The 16,019-nt window shown below is 63.0% G+C and carries 13 protein-coding genes and 1 pseudogene; 11 read left to right on the top strand and 3 right to left on the bottom strand.

From position 1 onward, the window contains the following. The first annotated feature begins 46 nt into the window (after window positions 1–46). From PQQ51_RS12765 to PQQ51_RS12720, 10 genes and pseudogenes are all read left to right on the top strand, one after another. Window positions 47–1,087: an isocitrate/isopropylmalate dehydrogenase family protein gene (locus tag PQQ51_RS12765; protein ID WP_408497150.1), complete on the top strand. Its 1,041-nt coding sequence runs from the start codon at window positions 47–49 to the stop codon at window positions 1,085–1,087. Window positions 1,088–1,299: 212 nt separating this feature from the next. Beyond that, a pseudogene (gene ftrA / locus PQQ51_RS12760) lies at window positions 1,300–2,265 on the top strand (transcriptional regulator FtrA). A 207-nt stretch (window positions 2,266–2,472) separates the two neighbouring features. Then, a complete protein-coding gene (locus PQQ51_RS12755; protein WP_408497149.1) occupies window positions 2,473–3,399 on the top strand; it encodes a tetratricopeptide repeat protein in 927 nt (308 codons plus the stop codon). 44 nt (window positions 3,400–3,443) lie between these two features. After that, window positions 3,444–4,658, top strand: coding sequence for a DUF2252 domain-containing protein (locus PQQ51_RS12750; RefSeq protein WP_408497148.1), 1,215 nt, complete (start codon window positions 3,444–3,446; stop codon window positions 4,656–4,658). A 366-nt stretch (window positions 4,659–5,024) separates the two neighbouring features. Then, window positions 5,025–6,434, top strand: coding sequence for a GH1 family beta-glucosidase (locus tag PQQ51_RS12745; protein ID WP_408497147.1), 1,410 nt, complete (start codon window positions 5,025–5,027; stop codon window positions 6,432–6,434). 58 nt (window positions 6,435–6,492) lie between these two features. Next, window positions 6,493–7,731 (top strand): ABC transporter substrate-binding protein, encoded by a 1,239-nt coding sequence (locus tag PQQ51_RS12740; protein ID WP_408497146.1) that lies wholly within the window; start codon window positions 6,493–6,495, stop codon window positions 7,729–7,731. 8 nt (window positions 7,732–7,739) lie between these two features. After that, window positions 7,740–8,669: a carbohydrate ABC transporter permease gene (locus tag PQQ51_RS12735; protein ID WP_408497145.1), complete on the top strand. Its 930-nt coding sequence runs from the start codon at window positions 7,740–7,742 to the stop codon at window positions 8,667–8,669. Beyond that, complete coding sequence (locus PQQ51_RS12730; protein WP_408497144.1) at window positions 8,669–9,580, top strand: carbohydrate ABC transporter permease; 912 nt, start codon at window positions 8,669–8,671, stop codon at window positions 9,578–9,580. The genes PQQ51_RS12735 and PQQ51_RS12730 overlap by 1 nt, the downstream gene beginning before the upstream one ends. A gap of 2 nt (window positions 9,581–9,582) precedes the next feature. Next, on the top strand, window positions 9,583–10,746 hold the full coding sequence (locus PQQ51_RS12725; protein WP_408497143.1) for an ABC transporter ATP-binding protein: 1,164 nt from the start codon (window positions 9,583–9,585) through the stop codon (window positions 10,744–10,746). 48 nt (window positions 10,747–10,794) lie between these two features. Then, a complete protein-coding gene (locus PQQ51_RS12720) occupies window positions 10,795–11,880 on the top strand; it encodes a LacI family DNA-binding transcriptional regulator (protein WP_408497142.1) in 1,086 nt (361 codons plus the stop codon). 21 nt (window positions 11,881–11,901) lie between these two features. Here the strand turns inward: PQQ51_RS12720 and PQQ51_RS12715 are convergent, their stop codons facing one another. The 3 genes from PQQ51_RS12715 to PQQ51_RS12705 all read right to left on the bottom strand — a co-directional run bounded on the left by PQQ51_RS12715 (window position 11,902) and on the right by PQQ51_RS12705 (window position 14,275). Next, entirely contained in the window at window positions 11,902–12,759 is an 858-nt protein-coding gene (locus PQQ51_RS12715) for a PA4780 family RIO1-like protein kinase (protein WP_408497141.1), read from the bottom strand. Between the two features lie 141 nt (window positions 12,760–12,900). Then, the gene (locus tag PQQ51_RS12710) at window positions 12,901–13,884 is read right to left on the bottom strand and encodes a type II toxin-antitoxin system HipA family toxin (protein WP_408497140.1); all 984 of its coding nucleotides are present in this window, start codon (window positions 13,882–13,884) and stop codon (window positions 12,901–12,903) included. Between the two features lie 94 nt (window positions 13,885–13,978). Further along, entirely contained in the window at window positions 13,979–14,275 is a 297-nt protein-coding gene (locus PQQ51_RS12705) for a hypothetical protein (RefSeq protein WP_408497294.1), read from the bottom strand. Between PQQ51_RS12705 and PQQ51_RS12700 the strand changes: the two genes are divergently transcribed. After that, complete coding sequence (locus PQQ51_RS12700; protein WP_408497139.1) at window positions 14,253–15,974, top strand: SulP family inorganic anion transporter; 1,722 nt, start codon at window positions 14,253–14,255, stop codon at window positions 15,972–15,974. The genes PQQ51_RS12705 and PQQ51_RS12700 overlap by 23 nt on opposite strands. Window positions 15,975–16,019 lie beyond the last annotated feature (45 nt).

Here is a 16,019-nt window from a genome sequence, read left to right as displayed (position 1 = left end):
ACAGACATTGACCAGCAGCATCGATTGACTACTTCAGGAATTTGAAATGACGACTCGTTCAAACGGGCGCATTCCCGCGACGCTCATTCCGGGCGACGGAATCGGCCCGGAAATCACGCAGGTAACCGTCGACGCCCTCGAAGCGCTCGGCTCCCCGTTCCAATGGGACGTTCAACAGGCGGGTGTCGCGGCGCTGGACGCCACGGGAGACCCGCTGCCGCAAGCAACCCTCGATAGCCTGAGGAGAACCCGGCTCGGCCTGAAGGGGCCGTTGACCACACCGAGCGCGGGCGGCTTTCGTTCCGTCAACGTCCGGCTGCGCGAAGCCTTCGACATGTTCGCCAATGTCCGTCCCGCCAAAACCCTCATCCCCGGGCGTTACGAGAACATCGACATCGTCCTTGTGCGCGAGAACGTCGAGGGCTTCTACGTCGCACATGAGCACTACATCCGCGTCGGCGACGACCCGCACGCCGTCGCCGTGTCGCAAGGCGTGAATACGCGCGAAGGCTGTCTGCGCATTGCGCGATTCGCGTTCGAATACGCAGTCACGCATGGCCGCAAGAAAATCACCGTGGTCCACAAGGCAAATATTCTCAAGGCGCTGACGGGGATATTTCTTCAGGCCGCGCGCGAAGTGGCGAAGGAATACGAAGGTCGCGTCGCGCTCGACGATCGCATCGTCGATGCATGCGCGATGCAACTCGTGCTCAATCCATGGCAATTCGACATGCTGCTCTGTACTAATCTGTTCGGCGACATTCTCTCGGACCAGCTTGCGGGTCTGGTGGGCGGCCTGGGGCTGGCGCCGGGATCGAACATCGGCAAGGAGGCCGCGCTCTTCGAGGCTGTCCATGGCTCGGCGCCCGACATTGCAGGCAGGGGCATTGCGAATCCGGTTTCGCAGTTGCTGGCGGCCGGTCTGATGCTTGAACACGTGGGCCGGACCGACCTGGCCAACCGCCTCGTCGAAGGCATTCGTCGCACTCTTATCGACGATAACGTGCGCACGGCCGACATCGGCGGACGCGCGTCAACGGCCGAATTTTCCAACGCGTTGATCCGGCGTCTCTCGTGCCTCTCGTGACACGCAGCGCCTCGTTCCTATTGAGGTCCCGAGCAATCTGACATGGTACCGGTATGGCGCACGACAGTGGCTCATGGTTACATGGGGGGCGCGACGGCTGCCACGGCGCCTGTTTCTGGCCTGGCCGTTTCTACCTTTTACGACCGATTCAGCCGCTGTCCACCGACCGCTGGTTAACTGGCGCAATCGTCGACATCCGGTAACATCGCGCCATGAACCCTCATCTTGTCGTCGCGCTGGTCTACGACCGGCTTTGCACTTTCGAATTCGGCTGCGTAACCGAACTGTTCGCGCTCGAACGGCCGGAACTCGGCGTGGACTGGTATCGCTTCGCCGTCTGCGCGAGCGAAGCGGGGCCGATCCGTGCGGCGGGCGGCATTACGGTTGCCGCGCCCTATACGCTCAAGCTGCTCGATCGCGCGGACACGATCGTCGTTCCCGGTTGGCGCGACGCGGACGAAGTGCCGCCCGAGCCGCTGCTGAAAAAGATTCGCGCGGCGCACAAGCGCGGCGCGCGCCTCTGTTCGATCTGCTCCGGCGTGTTCGTGCTGGCCGCGGCAGGCGTGCTCGACGGCAAGTCCGTCACCACCCATTGGCGCTATGCGGAGAAATTGCAGCAGCGCTACCCGAGCTTGCGCGTGCAAGCGGATGCGTTGTATGTCGACGAAGGATCGATCATCACGTCGGCGGGATCGGCGGCGGGGCTCGACATGCTGCTGCATCTGGTGCGACGCGATCATGGCAGCGCGGTGGCGAACCGGGTCGCGCAGCGGCTCGTCGTGCCGCCGCATCGCGAGGGCGGCCAGGCGCAGTTCGTGCCGCGGCCGATGCCGTAGCACGAAGACGGCCGTCTCGCGAAGCTGATGGACTGGGTGCGCAGCCACCCGGCGTTGCCGCATACGTTGCGCTCGCTCGCCGCGCAGGCGGCGATGAGTCCGCGCACGCTGCAACGGCAGTTTCACGACGCGACCGGCATGGCGCCCTATGAGTGGCTGATACGCGAGCGCGTGGCGATGGTACGCGACCTGCTCGAGGCGCCCGCGCCGTTGCCGATGGCGCGCATCGCGGAACTGGCCGGCTTCGGTTCGGAAGAATCGTTGCGACGGCACTTCCGGCGCATTGCATTGACGAGCCCGGCCGCGTATCGCAAGAAGTTCGGCGCTCAGGACACAGCTTGATGCAGCTTGATGCGGCCCGCATGGGTTCGCCTAATCGCCAATTTTCTGTCAGCATCACAGCCAGCGTCCGTGCCGATCCACGCCGAATGAGCGGCGAGTCAGCGGTCCGGCGATCAGGCGGCCCAACGACGCGAAGCGCGTGCTTTGAAACACGATCGGGAAACGTGATGTCGAAGCGCGAACTACAGCTACCGTTTTCTCTTGCCTATGAACCTGAGAACCGTCGCCGCCGCTGCTGTGTGTACGCTTGCCGTGCTTGCCGCCACGTCCGGGGCGGCAACTGCTGCCGAAGCCAAACCCGCCGACTCTCGCGCCGAACTCTATCGCCGTAACCTGCTCGCAAACCGCGACGCGCCGTGCCGGACCAACGCGTCGTGCGCGGCGTTGGGCGTCGCGGCGCTCGAAACCGGGCGCATCAAGGACGCGCAAACGCTGGTCGCGATGGAAGCCGCGCTCGCCGACGCCACCGCGATGCAGGCCGCGGAAGAGAACTCGCCGAAGGCAACCCGTTCCGCGCGAGCTCGCGTGACGATGGCGCTGGTGCATCAGGGCGACGTGCAACTGAAGCTGGGCGCGCTGCCCGATGCGCGTGCCTACTATCGAACCGCGATCGACCAGGGTCAGCGTTTCCCCAACGACGCATTGCTCGGCCGCGCGGTGACCGCTGCGCGCGAACGTCTCGAAGCGATCGCGGGCAAGAATGTGGTCGCCGGCTTGCCGGATAAAGGCGCACGGTTCGGCCGCTACATGTTCTTCGGCTCGTGGAACACCGTGTCGCTCAAGCCGGTAAAAGGGCGGCGCGGCGTGTACCGGCTCGACGGCGATTTCCTGTATCCGAGCGTCGATCCCGGCGGCCAGTTGGGCGCGAACACGGGCAACCTGCTGGCTTACGTGCGTTTCTACGACGGCATCGCGCGCGTGCCGGTCACCGGCAGCGGCGAGGCGCCGCTCGACGCGACCGCGAAGATCACCCGCCTCGCGCCTTACGACAAACGCGACGACAAATGCCTGATCGAATTCAGGCTTGCCGCACCGGAAACGCTCGACGTGCTCACGCGTGGCTCGCCCACCGAATGCGGCTTCGGCAGCAACGTGAGCGCCGACGGGCGTTACTATCTGATGACGGGATCCTGAGCGGATCGAATGTCATCCTGAAGTCCATTTCGAAGAGGTCATGCATGTCCGATATCGCGCAGACCATCGCCAGTTTCAACGCGGGTCGCGACCCCGAACGTCTAGCGATGAAGTACAAGCTGATGCGCAGTTCGCCGTTCGTGTTTCTGCGCGGCACGTGTCATCTGTTTTATGCGGGTTTGCCGCGCAGCAAGGTGCTCGACGACGCGCCGCCGGTATGGATCTGCGGTGACATGCATCTGGAAAATTTCGGCAGCTACAAGGCCGACAATCGTCTGGTCTATTTCGACAACAACGACTTCGACGAAGCTTGTCTCGCGCCTAACCTTTACGAGCTGGTGCGCCTGCTGACGAGCGTGATGGTGGGCGCGGCCGATCTCAAGCTGAGCCGCGCGCAGGCGCTGGCGCTTTGCCAGACGGCGGTCGAGGCCTACGGCGCGGCGCTGACGTTCGGCAAGGCGCGCTGGATCGAACCGGAGACGTCGGTCGGCATGGTGCGCGAACTGTTCGACGCGCTGACGAGCCGCTCGCGCGCCGCGCATCTGGACCGGCGCACGACGCTCAAGGGCAAGACGCGCGTGCTGAAAGTGGATGGCAAGAAAGCACTGCCGGTCAGCGACGAAGCGCGTGCGGCGGTCACGTCGTTCATGCAGACGATTGCCGCAAGCGAAACGGACCCGGGTTTTTACCGCGTGCTCGACGTCGCGCGACGCATTGCGGGCACCGGCAGCCTGGGCGTGGACCGCTATGTGATCCTCGTCGAAGGGAAGGGCTCGCCGGACGGCAATTTTCTGATCGATCTGAAAGAGGCGCTGCCTTCTTCGGTTGTGCCGCATGTGAAGACGTCGCAGCCGAAATGGCACACCGAAGCGCAGCGCGTGGTCGAGATTCAACGTCGCAATCAGGCTGTCTCGCAGGCGTTTTTGCGTGCGGTCGATTTCAATCAGCGCTCCTATGTGCTGCGCAGTCTGCAACCGTCCGAAGACCGCGTCGCGTTGGCCGACTGGGACGGCAAATTGCCGCGTCTCGAGGAAGTGGTCAACAGCATGGCGCAATTGAGTGCCTGGGCGCATTTGCGTAGTGGTGGGCGGCAGAAATCGTCGATTGCGGATGAGTTGATCGCGTTCGGTCAGCGGCGCGACTGGCAACTGCCGTTGATCGATCTGGCCGTGCAGTCGGAAGCGCGGGTCGTGGCCGACTGGAAAACGTATTGCGATGCGTATGATCGCGGTGCGTTTGGTTTGCAGGCCAAAAAATAACCCTGCGCTTTGGCGTGCAGCACGGCGTTTCATGCGCTGTGTCATGCATATCGCATGGCGTCACAGCGCGTGCCAACCACGCTCCAGACAAACCCTGATTGCTGCGGCGAATGGGCCGCTGCTATTGTTCGCTGGTCTTGTGGAAGCGCTTCCACCACGCGCTTTCGGTATCCGGTTCAACGAACTTAGCGCCGCAACTAATGTGCATGGAACAAGGGTCGGCGCTAAAGCGCCAACTCTTGTCGACCGCAATAACTTGCATGGGACAAGAGTAAGCGCTAAAGCGCTAACTCTTGTCGACCGCAATAACTTGCATGGGACAAGAGTAAGCGCTAAAGCGCTAACTCTTGTCGACAGGAGAAACCCGTGGCAAACGACGCATCCGCTGTAGCTACACCCTCCCATTCCGCCGACGCCCCCCACGTCGATCCTTTCACCCCTTCCTCTGATTCGTCGCTCTGGCGCAAGAACTTCCTGCTCGGCGCCGCAACGGCGTCGTATCAGATCGAAGGCGCAGTCGATGAAGACGGCCGCCTGCCGTCGATCTGGGACACGTTCTCGGCAACGCCCGGCAAGGTGCTCGCCGGCGACACCGGCACGGTGGCCTGCGATCACTATCACCGCTGGGAAGCGGACGTCGACTTGCTGGCGGGGCTCGGCCTCGAAGCCTACCGGCTGTCGATTGCGTGGCCGCGTGTGATGGACGCGGCGGGCCAGCCCAATCGCAAAGGCCTCGACTTCTACAAACGCCTGCTCGGGCGTTTGAAAGAAATGGGCATTCAGACCTACGTCACGCTGTATCACTGGGATTTGCCGCAGCATCTGGAAGATCGCGGCGGCTGGCTGAATCGCGATACCGCCTATCGTTTCGCCGATTACGCGGATCTGGTCAGCCGCGAATTGACCGGCAGCGTCGACGCATGGGCCACGTTGAACGAGCCGTGGTGTTCCGCGTATCTCGGCTACGGCAACGGCCATCATGCGCCGGGTCTCGCGAACGGACGCTTCGCGACGCAGGCGATGCATCACCTGCTGCTCGCGCACGGTCTCGCGATTCCGGTGTTGCGCGCGAACGATCCCGCTTCGCAGAAGGGCATCGTCGCGAATATCGGCCGCGGCACGCCGAATAGCGATAGCGCCGCCGACCAGCGCGCCGCGCATCTGTTCGAAGTGCAGCACAACGCCTGGATTCTCGATCCGTTGCTGAAGGGCGCCTATCCGAACGAGCTGTTCGATTTGTGGCCGGGCACCGAACCGCTCGTGCTCGACGGCGATTTGCAGACGATTGCCGCGCCGATCGATTTCCTCGGCATCAATTATTACTTCCGCACCAATGTCGAAAGCGACGGTGCGCACGGTTTCCGGGAAGTGCCGCTCGAAGGCGTGGAGCGCACGCAGATGGGTTGGGAGGTTCATCCCGACGGCCTGCGCGATCTGCTGGTCGGGTTTAAAGGCACGTACCGGAATCTGCCGCCGATCTACATCACCGAAAACGGCATGGCCTCGGACGACAAGGTGGTGGACGGCGGCGTCGACGATACGCAGCGTATCTCGTTCCTCAAGCGCCATCTCGCCGCGGTCGATCAGGCGATCAAGGCGGGTGTCGATATTCGCGGCTATTTCCTCTGGTCGCTGATGGATAACTTCGAGTGGGCGTTCGGTTACGAGCGGCGCTTCGGTATCGTGCACGTCGATTACGGCACGCAGAAACGCACGATTAAACGCAGCGCGGAGCTGGTGTCGAAATTCCTGAAGGAGCGAAAGGAAAAAAGCTGAAAGCGCGGTACGGTAGCTGGTTTGTATGTCTGACCGCAATATCTTGCATGGAGACGGCATGAACAGCAGAAAAAAAATCGTAGCGAGTGTGGTGGCAGCACTGGCTTTGTATGGCACCGCCGCACAGGCGGACCCGCTGAAGGCCAACGTGATTCACTGGTGGACCTCGGGCGGCGAATCGGCCGCGATCCGCCAGTTTGCCGATGCGTATAACAAGGCCGGCGGACAATGGATCGACAATGCAGTGGCCGGCGCCGATCAGGCGCGCGCCACCGCGATCAACCGGATCGTCGGCGGCGATCCACCCACGGCCGCGCAGTTCAACACGTCCAAGCAATTCCACGACCTGATCGATCAGGGCCTGCTCAACAATGTCGACGACGTCGCCGCGAAAGAGAACTGGAGCGGCGTGTTTCCGCAGTCGATCGTCGATAGCATCAAGGTGAAGGGACACTACTACGCCGCGCCGGTGGATATTCATATGCCGGCCTGGTTCTTCTACTCGAAGCCGGCGTTCCAGAAAGCCGGCATTGCCGGTGAGCCGAAGAGCTACGACGAATTCATCGCCGATCTCGTCAAGCTGAAGGCGGCAGGCGTGATCCCACTCGCGCTCGGCGGCCAGCCGTGGCAGGAAAAGATCACGTTCGACGCGGTGTTCGCCGACGTCGGCGGTCCCGATCTCTACCTGAAGGTGTATCGCGATCACGATGTGAACGCGGTGAAGTCGGATGCGTTCAAGAAGGTGCTGACATCGTTCAAGCGTCTGCACGATTTCGTCGATCCGGGTTCGCCGGGCCGCAACTGGAACGACGCGACCGCGCTGGTGATCTCCGGCAAGGCCGGCGTGCAGATCATGGGCGACTGGGCGAAGGGCGAGTTCTCGGCGGCCAGACAGACTGCGGGTAAAGACTTCGGCTGCTTCCCCGGTTTCGGTCCGCATTCGCCGTATCTGGTCGCGGGCGACGTGTTCGTCTTTCCGAAGACCGACAATGCGACTACGATAAAAGCACAAAATCTGCTCGCCACGGTGATGACCTCGCCGGCCGCACAGGTCGCGTTCAGTGCGAAAAAAGGCTCGATTCCGATTCGTCCCGATGTGGACGCCAGCAGTCTGGACATCTGCGCGAAGGAGGGCATTGCGATCATGAAAGACAAGTCGCGGCAGTTGCCGAATCCGGAAATGCTGCTCTCGCCTGATACGCAGGGCGCGCTGATCGACGTGATCACGAACTTCTGGAACAAGAACCAGTCGGTCGACGACGCGCAGAAAGCGTTCGCCAGCGCGTTGAAGAGCTAGGCGCCGCAATGCACGCGCTCAAGCTGCAAACCACCCGCGCCGCGCCGCTGAAAAAGCCGCTGAAGAAGCGTTTGCCGGTCGCGGCGTGGCTGGCGTTGCTGCCGATGGTGCTGACCGTCGTGTTCGCGTATCTCGGCACGATGGTCTGGACCGCGCGCGTGTCGCTCAGCAATTCGCGTACTTTTCCATCCGGCGATTTCGCGGGCATCTCGCAGTATGTGCGGCTCTTCAATAACGATCGCTGGTTGTTGTCGCTGCAGAACATCGTGATTTACGGCGCGTGCTTCATCGTCGCGTGCATGGTGATCGGTTTGCTGCTGGCGATTTTCATCGATCAGCGCGTGGTCGGCGAAGGCGCGTTGCGCACGATTTTTCTCTATCCGTACGCGATGTCGTTCGTAGCCACGGGGCTCGTGTGGCAGTGGATACTGAATCCCCAACTCGGCGCACAGGCGGTGTTGCACAAGCTCGGCTTCGTGCATGCGCGCTTCGACTGGATCGTCGATCAGGACTGGGTGATCTATACGATCGTGATCGCGACCGTGTGGCAGGCATCGGGTCTCGTGATGGCGCTGCTGCTCGCGGGCCTGCGCGGCATCGACGACGAGTTGTGGAAAGCCGCGCGCATCGACGGCATTCCGCGCTGGCGTGTCTACGCGAGCATTGTCGTGCCGATGCTCGGGCCGTCGATGTCCACTGCGTTCGTTTTGCTGTTCGTGATGGTCGTGAAACTCTACGACGCGGTGGTCGCGATGACGCAGGGCGGCCCTGGCACCGCGAGCGAAGTGCCGGCGAAATTCATCATGGACTATCTGTTCGGCCGCGCGAATATCGGCCTCGCTTCGGCGGCCTCGATCGTGCTGCTCGCGACGGTGCTCGCGATTCTCGCGCCGTTCTTCTATGCCCGTAGTCGCGCCGCGTTGCGCAAGGACGTTTGATGAACACGCTCAGTTCTCCGCTGAAGAGCGGCATGCCGGGCCGCGCGCAACGCGGGCGCCGCGCGTTCGCCCCGGCGCGCATCGGCGTCTACGCGTTCCTGCTGACCGCGGCGCTGTTTTTCCTGCTGCCGTTGTATGTGATGCTGGTCACGTCGGTTAAGCCGATGAGCGAAATCCGGCTCGGCAATCTGCTCGCGTTGCCCGCGCATTTCACGCTCGACGCGTGGCGCGCGGCCTGGCAATCCGCATGTACGGGGCTCGATTGCAACGGGATTCAGGTCGGCTTCTGGAACTCGGTGCGCATCGTCGTGCCGAGTACCGTGCTGTCGATCCTGATCGGCGCAGTGAATGGTTATGCGTTGTCGTTCTGGCGGCCGCGCGGCGCGGGCGTGCTGTTCGGCGTGCTGCTGATGGGCGCGTTCATCCCTGTGCAGGTGATGGTTTATCCGCTGGTGCGGGTGCTCGCGAGCGTGCATCTGTTCAGCTCGTTGCCGGGCATCGTCGTGATCCATACGATCTTCGGCATGCCGGTGATGACGCTGCTGTTTCGCAACTACTACGCGTCGATTCCGCAGGAGCTCTTCAAGGCGGCGCGCATCGACGGCGGCGGCTTCTGGCGCATCTTCGTGCAACTGATGCTGCCGATGTCCACGCCGATCATCGTGGTGGCGGTCATCATGCAGGTCACGGGCATCTGGAACGACTTCATTCTCGGCCTCGTGTTCGCCGGCACGAAGAATCTGCCGATGACCGTGCAACTGAACAACATCATCAATACGACGACCGGCGAGCGGCTCTACAACGTCAATATGGCCGCGACCATTCTGACTTCGCTGGTGCCGCTCGCGATCTACTTCATTTCGGGCCGCTGGTTCGTGCGCGGCATCGCGTCCGGCGCCGTCAAGGGATAGGCATGACAAACCTCGCTAACGTGGCGGATCTCGCCGAAGCATCGCAGCGCGCAGCCGTGACCGACCTGACGCAGCCGGCCAACGTGTCGGTGCGCGACCTGACAATCCAGCTCGGCTCGAACACGGTGATCGAACATCTCGATCTCGACGTGCGGGCCGGCGAATTCGTCGTGCTGCTCGGCCCTTCGGGTTGCGGCAAGTCGACGTTGCTGCACAGCATCGCGGGTCTGATCGACGTGACCGACGGCACGATCGAGATTGCCGGTGAAGACATGACGTGGGCCGACCCGAAGGATCGCCGCATCGCGCTGGTGTTCCAGTCGTACGCGTTGTATCCGACCATGAGCGTTGAGCGCAATCTGTCGTTCGCGCTGCGGATCAACGGCACGCCGAAGGCGGAAATCGAGCGGCGCGTGGCGCGCGCGTCCGAGATGCTGCAACTCGGGCCCTTGCTCAAGCGCAAGCCGGCGCAGCTTTCGGGCGGTCAGCGGCAGCGCGTGGCGATCGGCCGCGCGATCGTGCGCGAGGCCGACGTGTTCCTGTTCGACGAACCGCTGTCGAATCTCGACGCGAAGCTGCGTACCGAACTGCGTCGCGAACTGAAGCAACTGCACCAGCGCCTCGGCGCGACGATGATCTACGTGACCCACGACCAGGTCGAGGCGATGACGCTCGCCACCCGCATGGCGGTGATGCGCGGCGGCGTGATCCAGCAATTCGGCACGCCGGCCGAGGTCTACGCGCGGCCGAACAATCTGTTCGTCGCCACTTTTCTCGGCTCGCCGGCGATGAATCTGCTCAAGGGCACGCTGCAAACACACGACGGCTCGCTATACTTTTGTACGGCGAACGCGCGGTTCGACGTGTCGGGTTACGCATTCAAAAGCACGCCGGCGCAGCAGTTGCCATGCGTGCTCGGCGTGCGGGCCGAAGACGTGCACGTGCAGATGGGCGAGAGGATCGGAGAACGCGTCGGAGAAAGCGCGAAGGTTGCGCTGGTCGAGCCGATGGGCAACCATCGTGTGGTCTGGCTCGACTATCATGGCGAACAGATCGCGTCGATCGATCAGACCAAGGCGCCGGTGGCGGCAGGGGATGCAGCGGGTTTTTCGTTCGACGGCGCGCATATATCGCTGTTCGACGAAGCGAGCGGCGCGCGTTTGTAGCCGCGGCTCGCGGCGTCGTTGAATTCACATCGCTTGACGGAGAACCGCGTGGCAACACTGAAGGATGTCGCGGCGCTGGCCGGTGTCGGCCTGTCGACCGCATCGCGCGCCATTTCCGGGAAAGGGCCGATTTCCGCCGACGCCGCCGCGCGCGTGAAGGCCGCGATCGAGGCGCTGAACTTTCGTCCGTCGTCGATCGGCCGCGCGATGGCCACGCAATCGCTCGGCATGGTCGGCATCTTCGTGCCGACTTTCTTCGGCTCGTACTACGGCACGATACTCAAACAGACCGACACCGAACTACGCGCGGTGGACCGCCACGTGGTGGTCGCCACCGGCTGCGGAGAAGCGTCGCCACGCGAGCAGGCGATCGAGGCGGTGCGGTTTCTGATCGGTCGCGATTGCGACGGCATGGTAGTGATCAGCCACGATCTGCACGACGACGATCTGATCATGCTGCACAACATGCATCCGCGGATGGTGTTCCTGAATCGCGCGTTCGACCAGTTGCCGGAGGCGTCGTTCTGCGCCGATCACCGGCGCGGCGGCGAACTGGCGGCGCGCACGCTGCTCGAACACGGGCATCGCGAGCTCGCGGTGATTTCCGGGCCGTTCACCGCATCGGACAATCAGATTCGTCTCGAAGGTTTTTTTGCGGAACTCGCGCGCGCGGGCATTGCACGCGACGACGTCACGCTGATCGAATCGGACTTCTCGCCGGAAGGCGGCTACGCGGCCGCGGACACGTTGCTGAATACGAAGCGGCGCTTTACGGGCGTGTTCTGCGCGAACGACACGATGGCGGTGAGCGTGCTCGCGCGCTTTCATCGGGCGGGCATCGCGGTGCCGGACGAGGTCTCGGTAATCGGTTACGACGACGATTACTCGGCCGCCTATGCCGCGCCGGGGCTCACGTCGGTGCATATTCCGACTGAGGAACTCACGCGCAATGCGGTGCGCTGGCTGGTCAATCAGTGCTATCGGACCTCGTGGGAAATTTTCCGCGAGTTTCCCGTGACGGTGACGATGCGCGAGTCGGTGGGGCCGGTTGCGGGGACGCCGGCGGCTACCGCCACGGCTACTGCTACCGCTACCGCTACCGCCAGGAAACGGGCGCGCGCCGGCGCTTCCTGACGTTTGGCGCTTCGTGCCAAGTCAGGACTCGCTGCGTAACGACGCTTCGTGACGCAGCCGCGCTTCTTCGTCGAGGCGCGTGTCTTCGAGTTCCTGCAGCACGGCTTCGAGATCGATCGGCGTGGTGTCCAGTTCGACGCGGCCGGTCAGTTTTGCGTCGACGTGCAATGCGCCCGCTTCGTACAACGCCCAGATTTCCTTGCCGTAGCTCGCGTCGAGCAAAGCCGGCGCGAAGCGGCCGAAGTAGGCCGCCAGATTGTTCACGTCGCGCTCCAGCATCGCGGGCGCTTCGAGATTGCCGGCCGCGTCCACGGCTTGCGGCAGATCGATGATCACCGGGCCGTCGGCGGCGAGCAGAATGTTGTATTCGGACAGGTCGCCGTGAATCATGCCGGCGCACAACATCCGCACGACTTCGTTGAGCAGTTGCGCGTGCAGTTCGAGCGCGCGCGCTTCGCTCATGTCTACGTCGTTCAGACGCGGCGCGACGTTGCCTTCGGCGTCGGTCACCAGTTCCATCAGCAGCACGCCGTCGGTGCAGATGAACGGTTGCGGCACGCGCACGCCCGCGTTTGCGAGCTGGAACAGCGCGTCGACTTCTGCGTTCTGCCACGCCTGCTCCTGCACTTCGCGGCCGTAGCGGCTGCCTTTTTCCATCGCGCGTTGCTGGCGGCTGTTCTTGACCTTGCGGCCTTCGCGATAGGACGCGGCCTGGCGGAAACTGCGCTGTTTGGCATCTTTGTAGACTTTCGCGCAGCGCGTCGAATCGCCGCTGCGTACCACGTAGACGGTGGCTTCCTTGCCGCTCATCAACTGCGAGATGACTTCGTCGATCAGGCCTTCTTCGACCAGCGGCAGCAGGCGTTTGGGCGTCTTCATGCGACCGCCGTGCGATGCAGGCGAGCGCCGCGGCTGTGAGCGGGCGCTTGTTGGGAGAATGTGTGCTGAATGGGGTGCGGGATTCGGGTCATGCGGAATTATACGGGGTGCGGAGTAAGCTGCCCGCGCGCGCGTTTTGCATCAGACCTGAAAAACACCCTCCATCCGCTGAATTTCGGGCCGCGACAGATCCAGGTTTGCCGCTTCTTTACGCCACGAGCTGACCGCGTCCCTGACTTCAGCCACGATTGCGCGCGCCTGTGTGGCGTCGATTCGATAGAACTCCGCAGTGTCGATGACGGTATCGAGGTCGGGCAATGCGCTCACGCCGTCCAGCGTCAACGCGTGTTCCCGTTTGCCGGGATTCGGGTTCATGTCGAAAGCGGGGGAGAGCCGCCAGCCCGACGGCTCGCGAATGAAGCCGTGATTGCGCAGGTGGTCGTCCCGGTTGCCGACCAGCACGTTGAATACGACTCTTCTGAAGAGCTGGGCGAGGTCTTTGTCGATATGGCTTTGGGCACCGTGGTTCGCGAGATGCTCGGCGATATCCAGGTAGCTCGCATCGGCCTCGCCGTCCTGGCGTTCGAGCAGTGTCATTGCCGACGCGTACATTCGCCTGCTGCCTCCATGTCGATCGAACCGCTCCACACAGAACGTGCGATAGCGCGTGCCGACCTCCATCAGCTCGGATTGCGGCACGCCGATTCCCGCCTGTTTCGCGAGACGGTGTGTGAGGTATTCCCATGCGCCGATGTCATAGCGGCCGTCTTTGGCGGGAAACTTGGCGATCCAGAGTTCGTTGCCGAGACTCGTGAAGTTGGCTTTGGGGCGTGCGCCGCCTAGCGATGCGCCGGGTGCGATCAGCATTGCGAGCCATGTGTCGTACTCCGGCAACTTTTCGACACCGGCTTCTTCGATGCGCGAGCTGACGTAGGCCAGCGTGCCGAGGTCCGTGACCGGCGGTGCGGCGTCGGCGCTGTTATCCAGGAAGATGCCGCCGGCGTTCTGGAAGCGCAGCGCGCCCACGCGTGTCTGATCGTGAACGCCCAGCAGAAAATCGACTTCCTGCACATTACGCATCGGACGATCTTCGCGATCGGCCGCGGCCGCTTCGCGGCGCTCCATCAGCACGCGTCCCCACAATGCTCGCGAAGGCCGCCGTCTGCCCGTTCCGCCGCAATAGTGTTTTGCGTTTTACCTTCTTCAATTCGATATCTATTCACTTAAACTCTGCGTAACAAGTTGTTACCGCTCGGGGTGCGAGATGTTGACTATCTTCATGATTGCCTGTCCGATCTGTATCGCCGCGCTGTTCAGTTTTGCGCGGCACGTCGATCCGCGGACCGGCCAGTTCAGGCGTTAAATTCTGCCGCCAATTGATTCGGCCGCGCTTGCCCGAATGTTTCCGGCGTGAGCGCTTCCGGTAGACCTTGCCTTTGCGTGCCGATTCACGGCACGATGCGCGATAACCCAAGTTCGAGGCGGCATCGCGCATGCGAGATTTTCTGGCAAACATCACCACCCGTTTAAGTGGCTTAAGCCTGCTGAAAGGCATTCTTCCTTTGAGCCGCGCCACGGCCGCGCGCGATGCGCTGGCCGGCGCGCAGTTGGCATCGATGGATATTCCGCAGGTGCTCGGCTATGCGCGCATCGCCGGGATGCCCGCCGTGACCGGTCTCTACACGGTGTTCCTGCCGCTGATTGCGTTTGCCTTCTTCGGCGCGTCGCGTCATCTGGTGGTCGCCGCCGATTCCGCCACCGCAACGATTTTCGCAAGCCGCCTGTCGACGATGGCGCCGGCTTCGAGCATCGAATATGCGTCGCTCGCGGCGATGGTCGCGCTGCTCACCGCCGGGTTGCTGCTGATCGCGCGGATTTTCAAACTCGGCTTTCTCGCCGACTTCCTGTCGCGCACGGTACTGGTCGGGTTTCTCGCCGGTGTCGGCGTGCAAGTGGGCATCGCGATGCTCGGCGATATGACCGGCGTGCCCGGCCACGCGGCGCGCAGCACCGATCAGATCCTGCTTCTGATCCGCGAGTGGGCGCATATCGATCCGCCCACGCTTGCCATTTCGCTGCTGGTCGTCGTTGCGATTCTGACGTTCAAACGTTTTCTGCCGCGCGTGCCGGTGCCGTTGATCGCGGTGGTGGCCGGTATCGCCGCGAGCGACTATTACGATTTCGCGGCGCACGGCATCGCGGTGCTCGGGCCGGTTGCAGGCGGCTTGCCGCCGCTCGCGATGCCTTCGGTGAGCTGGCCGCAACTGCTCGACTTGCTGCCGGTCGCGGCCTCGTGTTTCGTGATGATCGTCGCGCAAAGCGCCGCGGCGAGCCGCGTGTTCGCCGAGCGCCATCACGAAGCCGTCGATACCAATGCCGACCTGCTCGGTATCGCCGCCGCCAATGCGGCTGCGGCGTTTTCGGGCGCGTTCGTCGTGAACGGCAGCCCGACGCAAACCGCGATGGCCGATCTCGCCGGCGCGCGCAGTCAACTCGCCCAGATCGTCTTCGCGCTGGTTGTCGTGGTCGTGCTGCTGTTCTTCAGCCGCTTTCTGCAATACCTGCCGCACTGTATTCTCGCCGGCATCGTGTTCACGATTGCCATCGGCCTGATCAATCTGAAGACGCTGTTCGCGATTCGCCGCGAAAGTCCGGGTGAATTCGCGCTGGCGGTTTTCACCGCGGCGGCGGTTGTGCTGATCGGCGTCGAGCACGGCATTCTGGTGGCGGTAGCCTTGTCGCTGCTGCGGCACGTGCGCCACAGTTATCGTCCGCACACGATGCTCCTCGCGCCCGGCGAGGACGGCATCTGGGTGCCGGTACCGGCCGTGCCCGGCATTCAGACCTCGCCGGGTTTGATCGTCTACCGCTTCGGCGCGGATCTGTTCTACGCGAACGACCACTTTTTCGTCGACGATACGCGTCGACTGATTGCCCATGCGCCGAACGCAGTGCGCTGGTTCGTGATCGACGCGAGCGCGATCACCGATCTCGACTATTCGGCGGCGCGCTCGGTGGGCGAGTTGTGCGAGAACCTGAAGAGCAGCGGCATCGGGGTGATTTTCGCGCGCGTGAACCGCTATCTGCGTTCGGACATGGACCGGCACGGCATTACGCCGATCGTCGGCGCAAGTTGCATTTTCAATACCTTGCATGAAGCGCTGCGCTCGGCCGGTGTGGAGCAGCCGGACAAGCATGTGAAGGGCATGCCGTAGGCCACTCGCTTCACCGCACGTTCAACCGTACATGGAGCGTGCGCT

Origin of the sequence: Paraburkholderia xenovorans, assembly GCF_046030735.1 — a bacterium.
Taxonomy (GTDB): Bacteria; Pseudomonadota; Gammaproteobacteria; order Burkholderiales; family Burkholderiaceae; genus Paraburkholderia; species Paraburkholderia xenovorans_A.
Note: the sequence above shows the minus strand (reverse complement) of the source record. Positions and strands in the feature narration are given on the sequence as shown.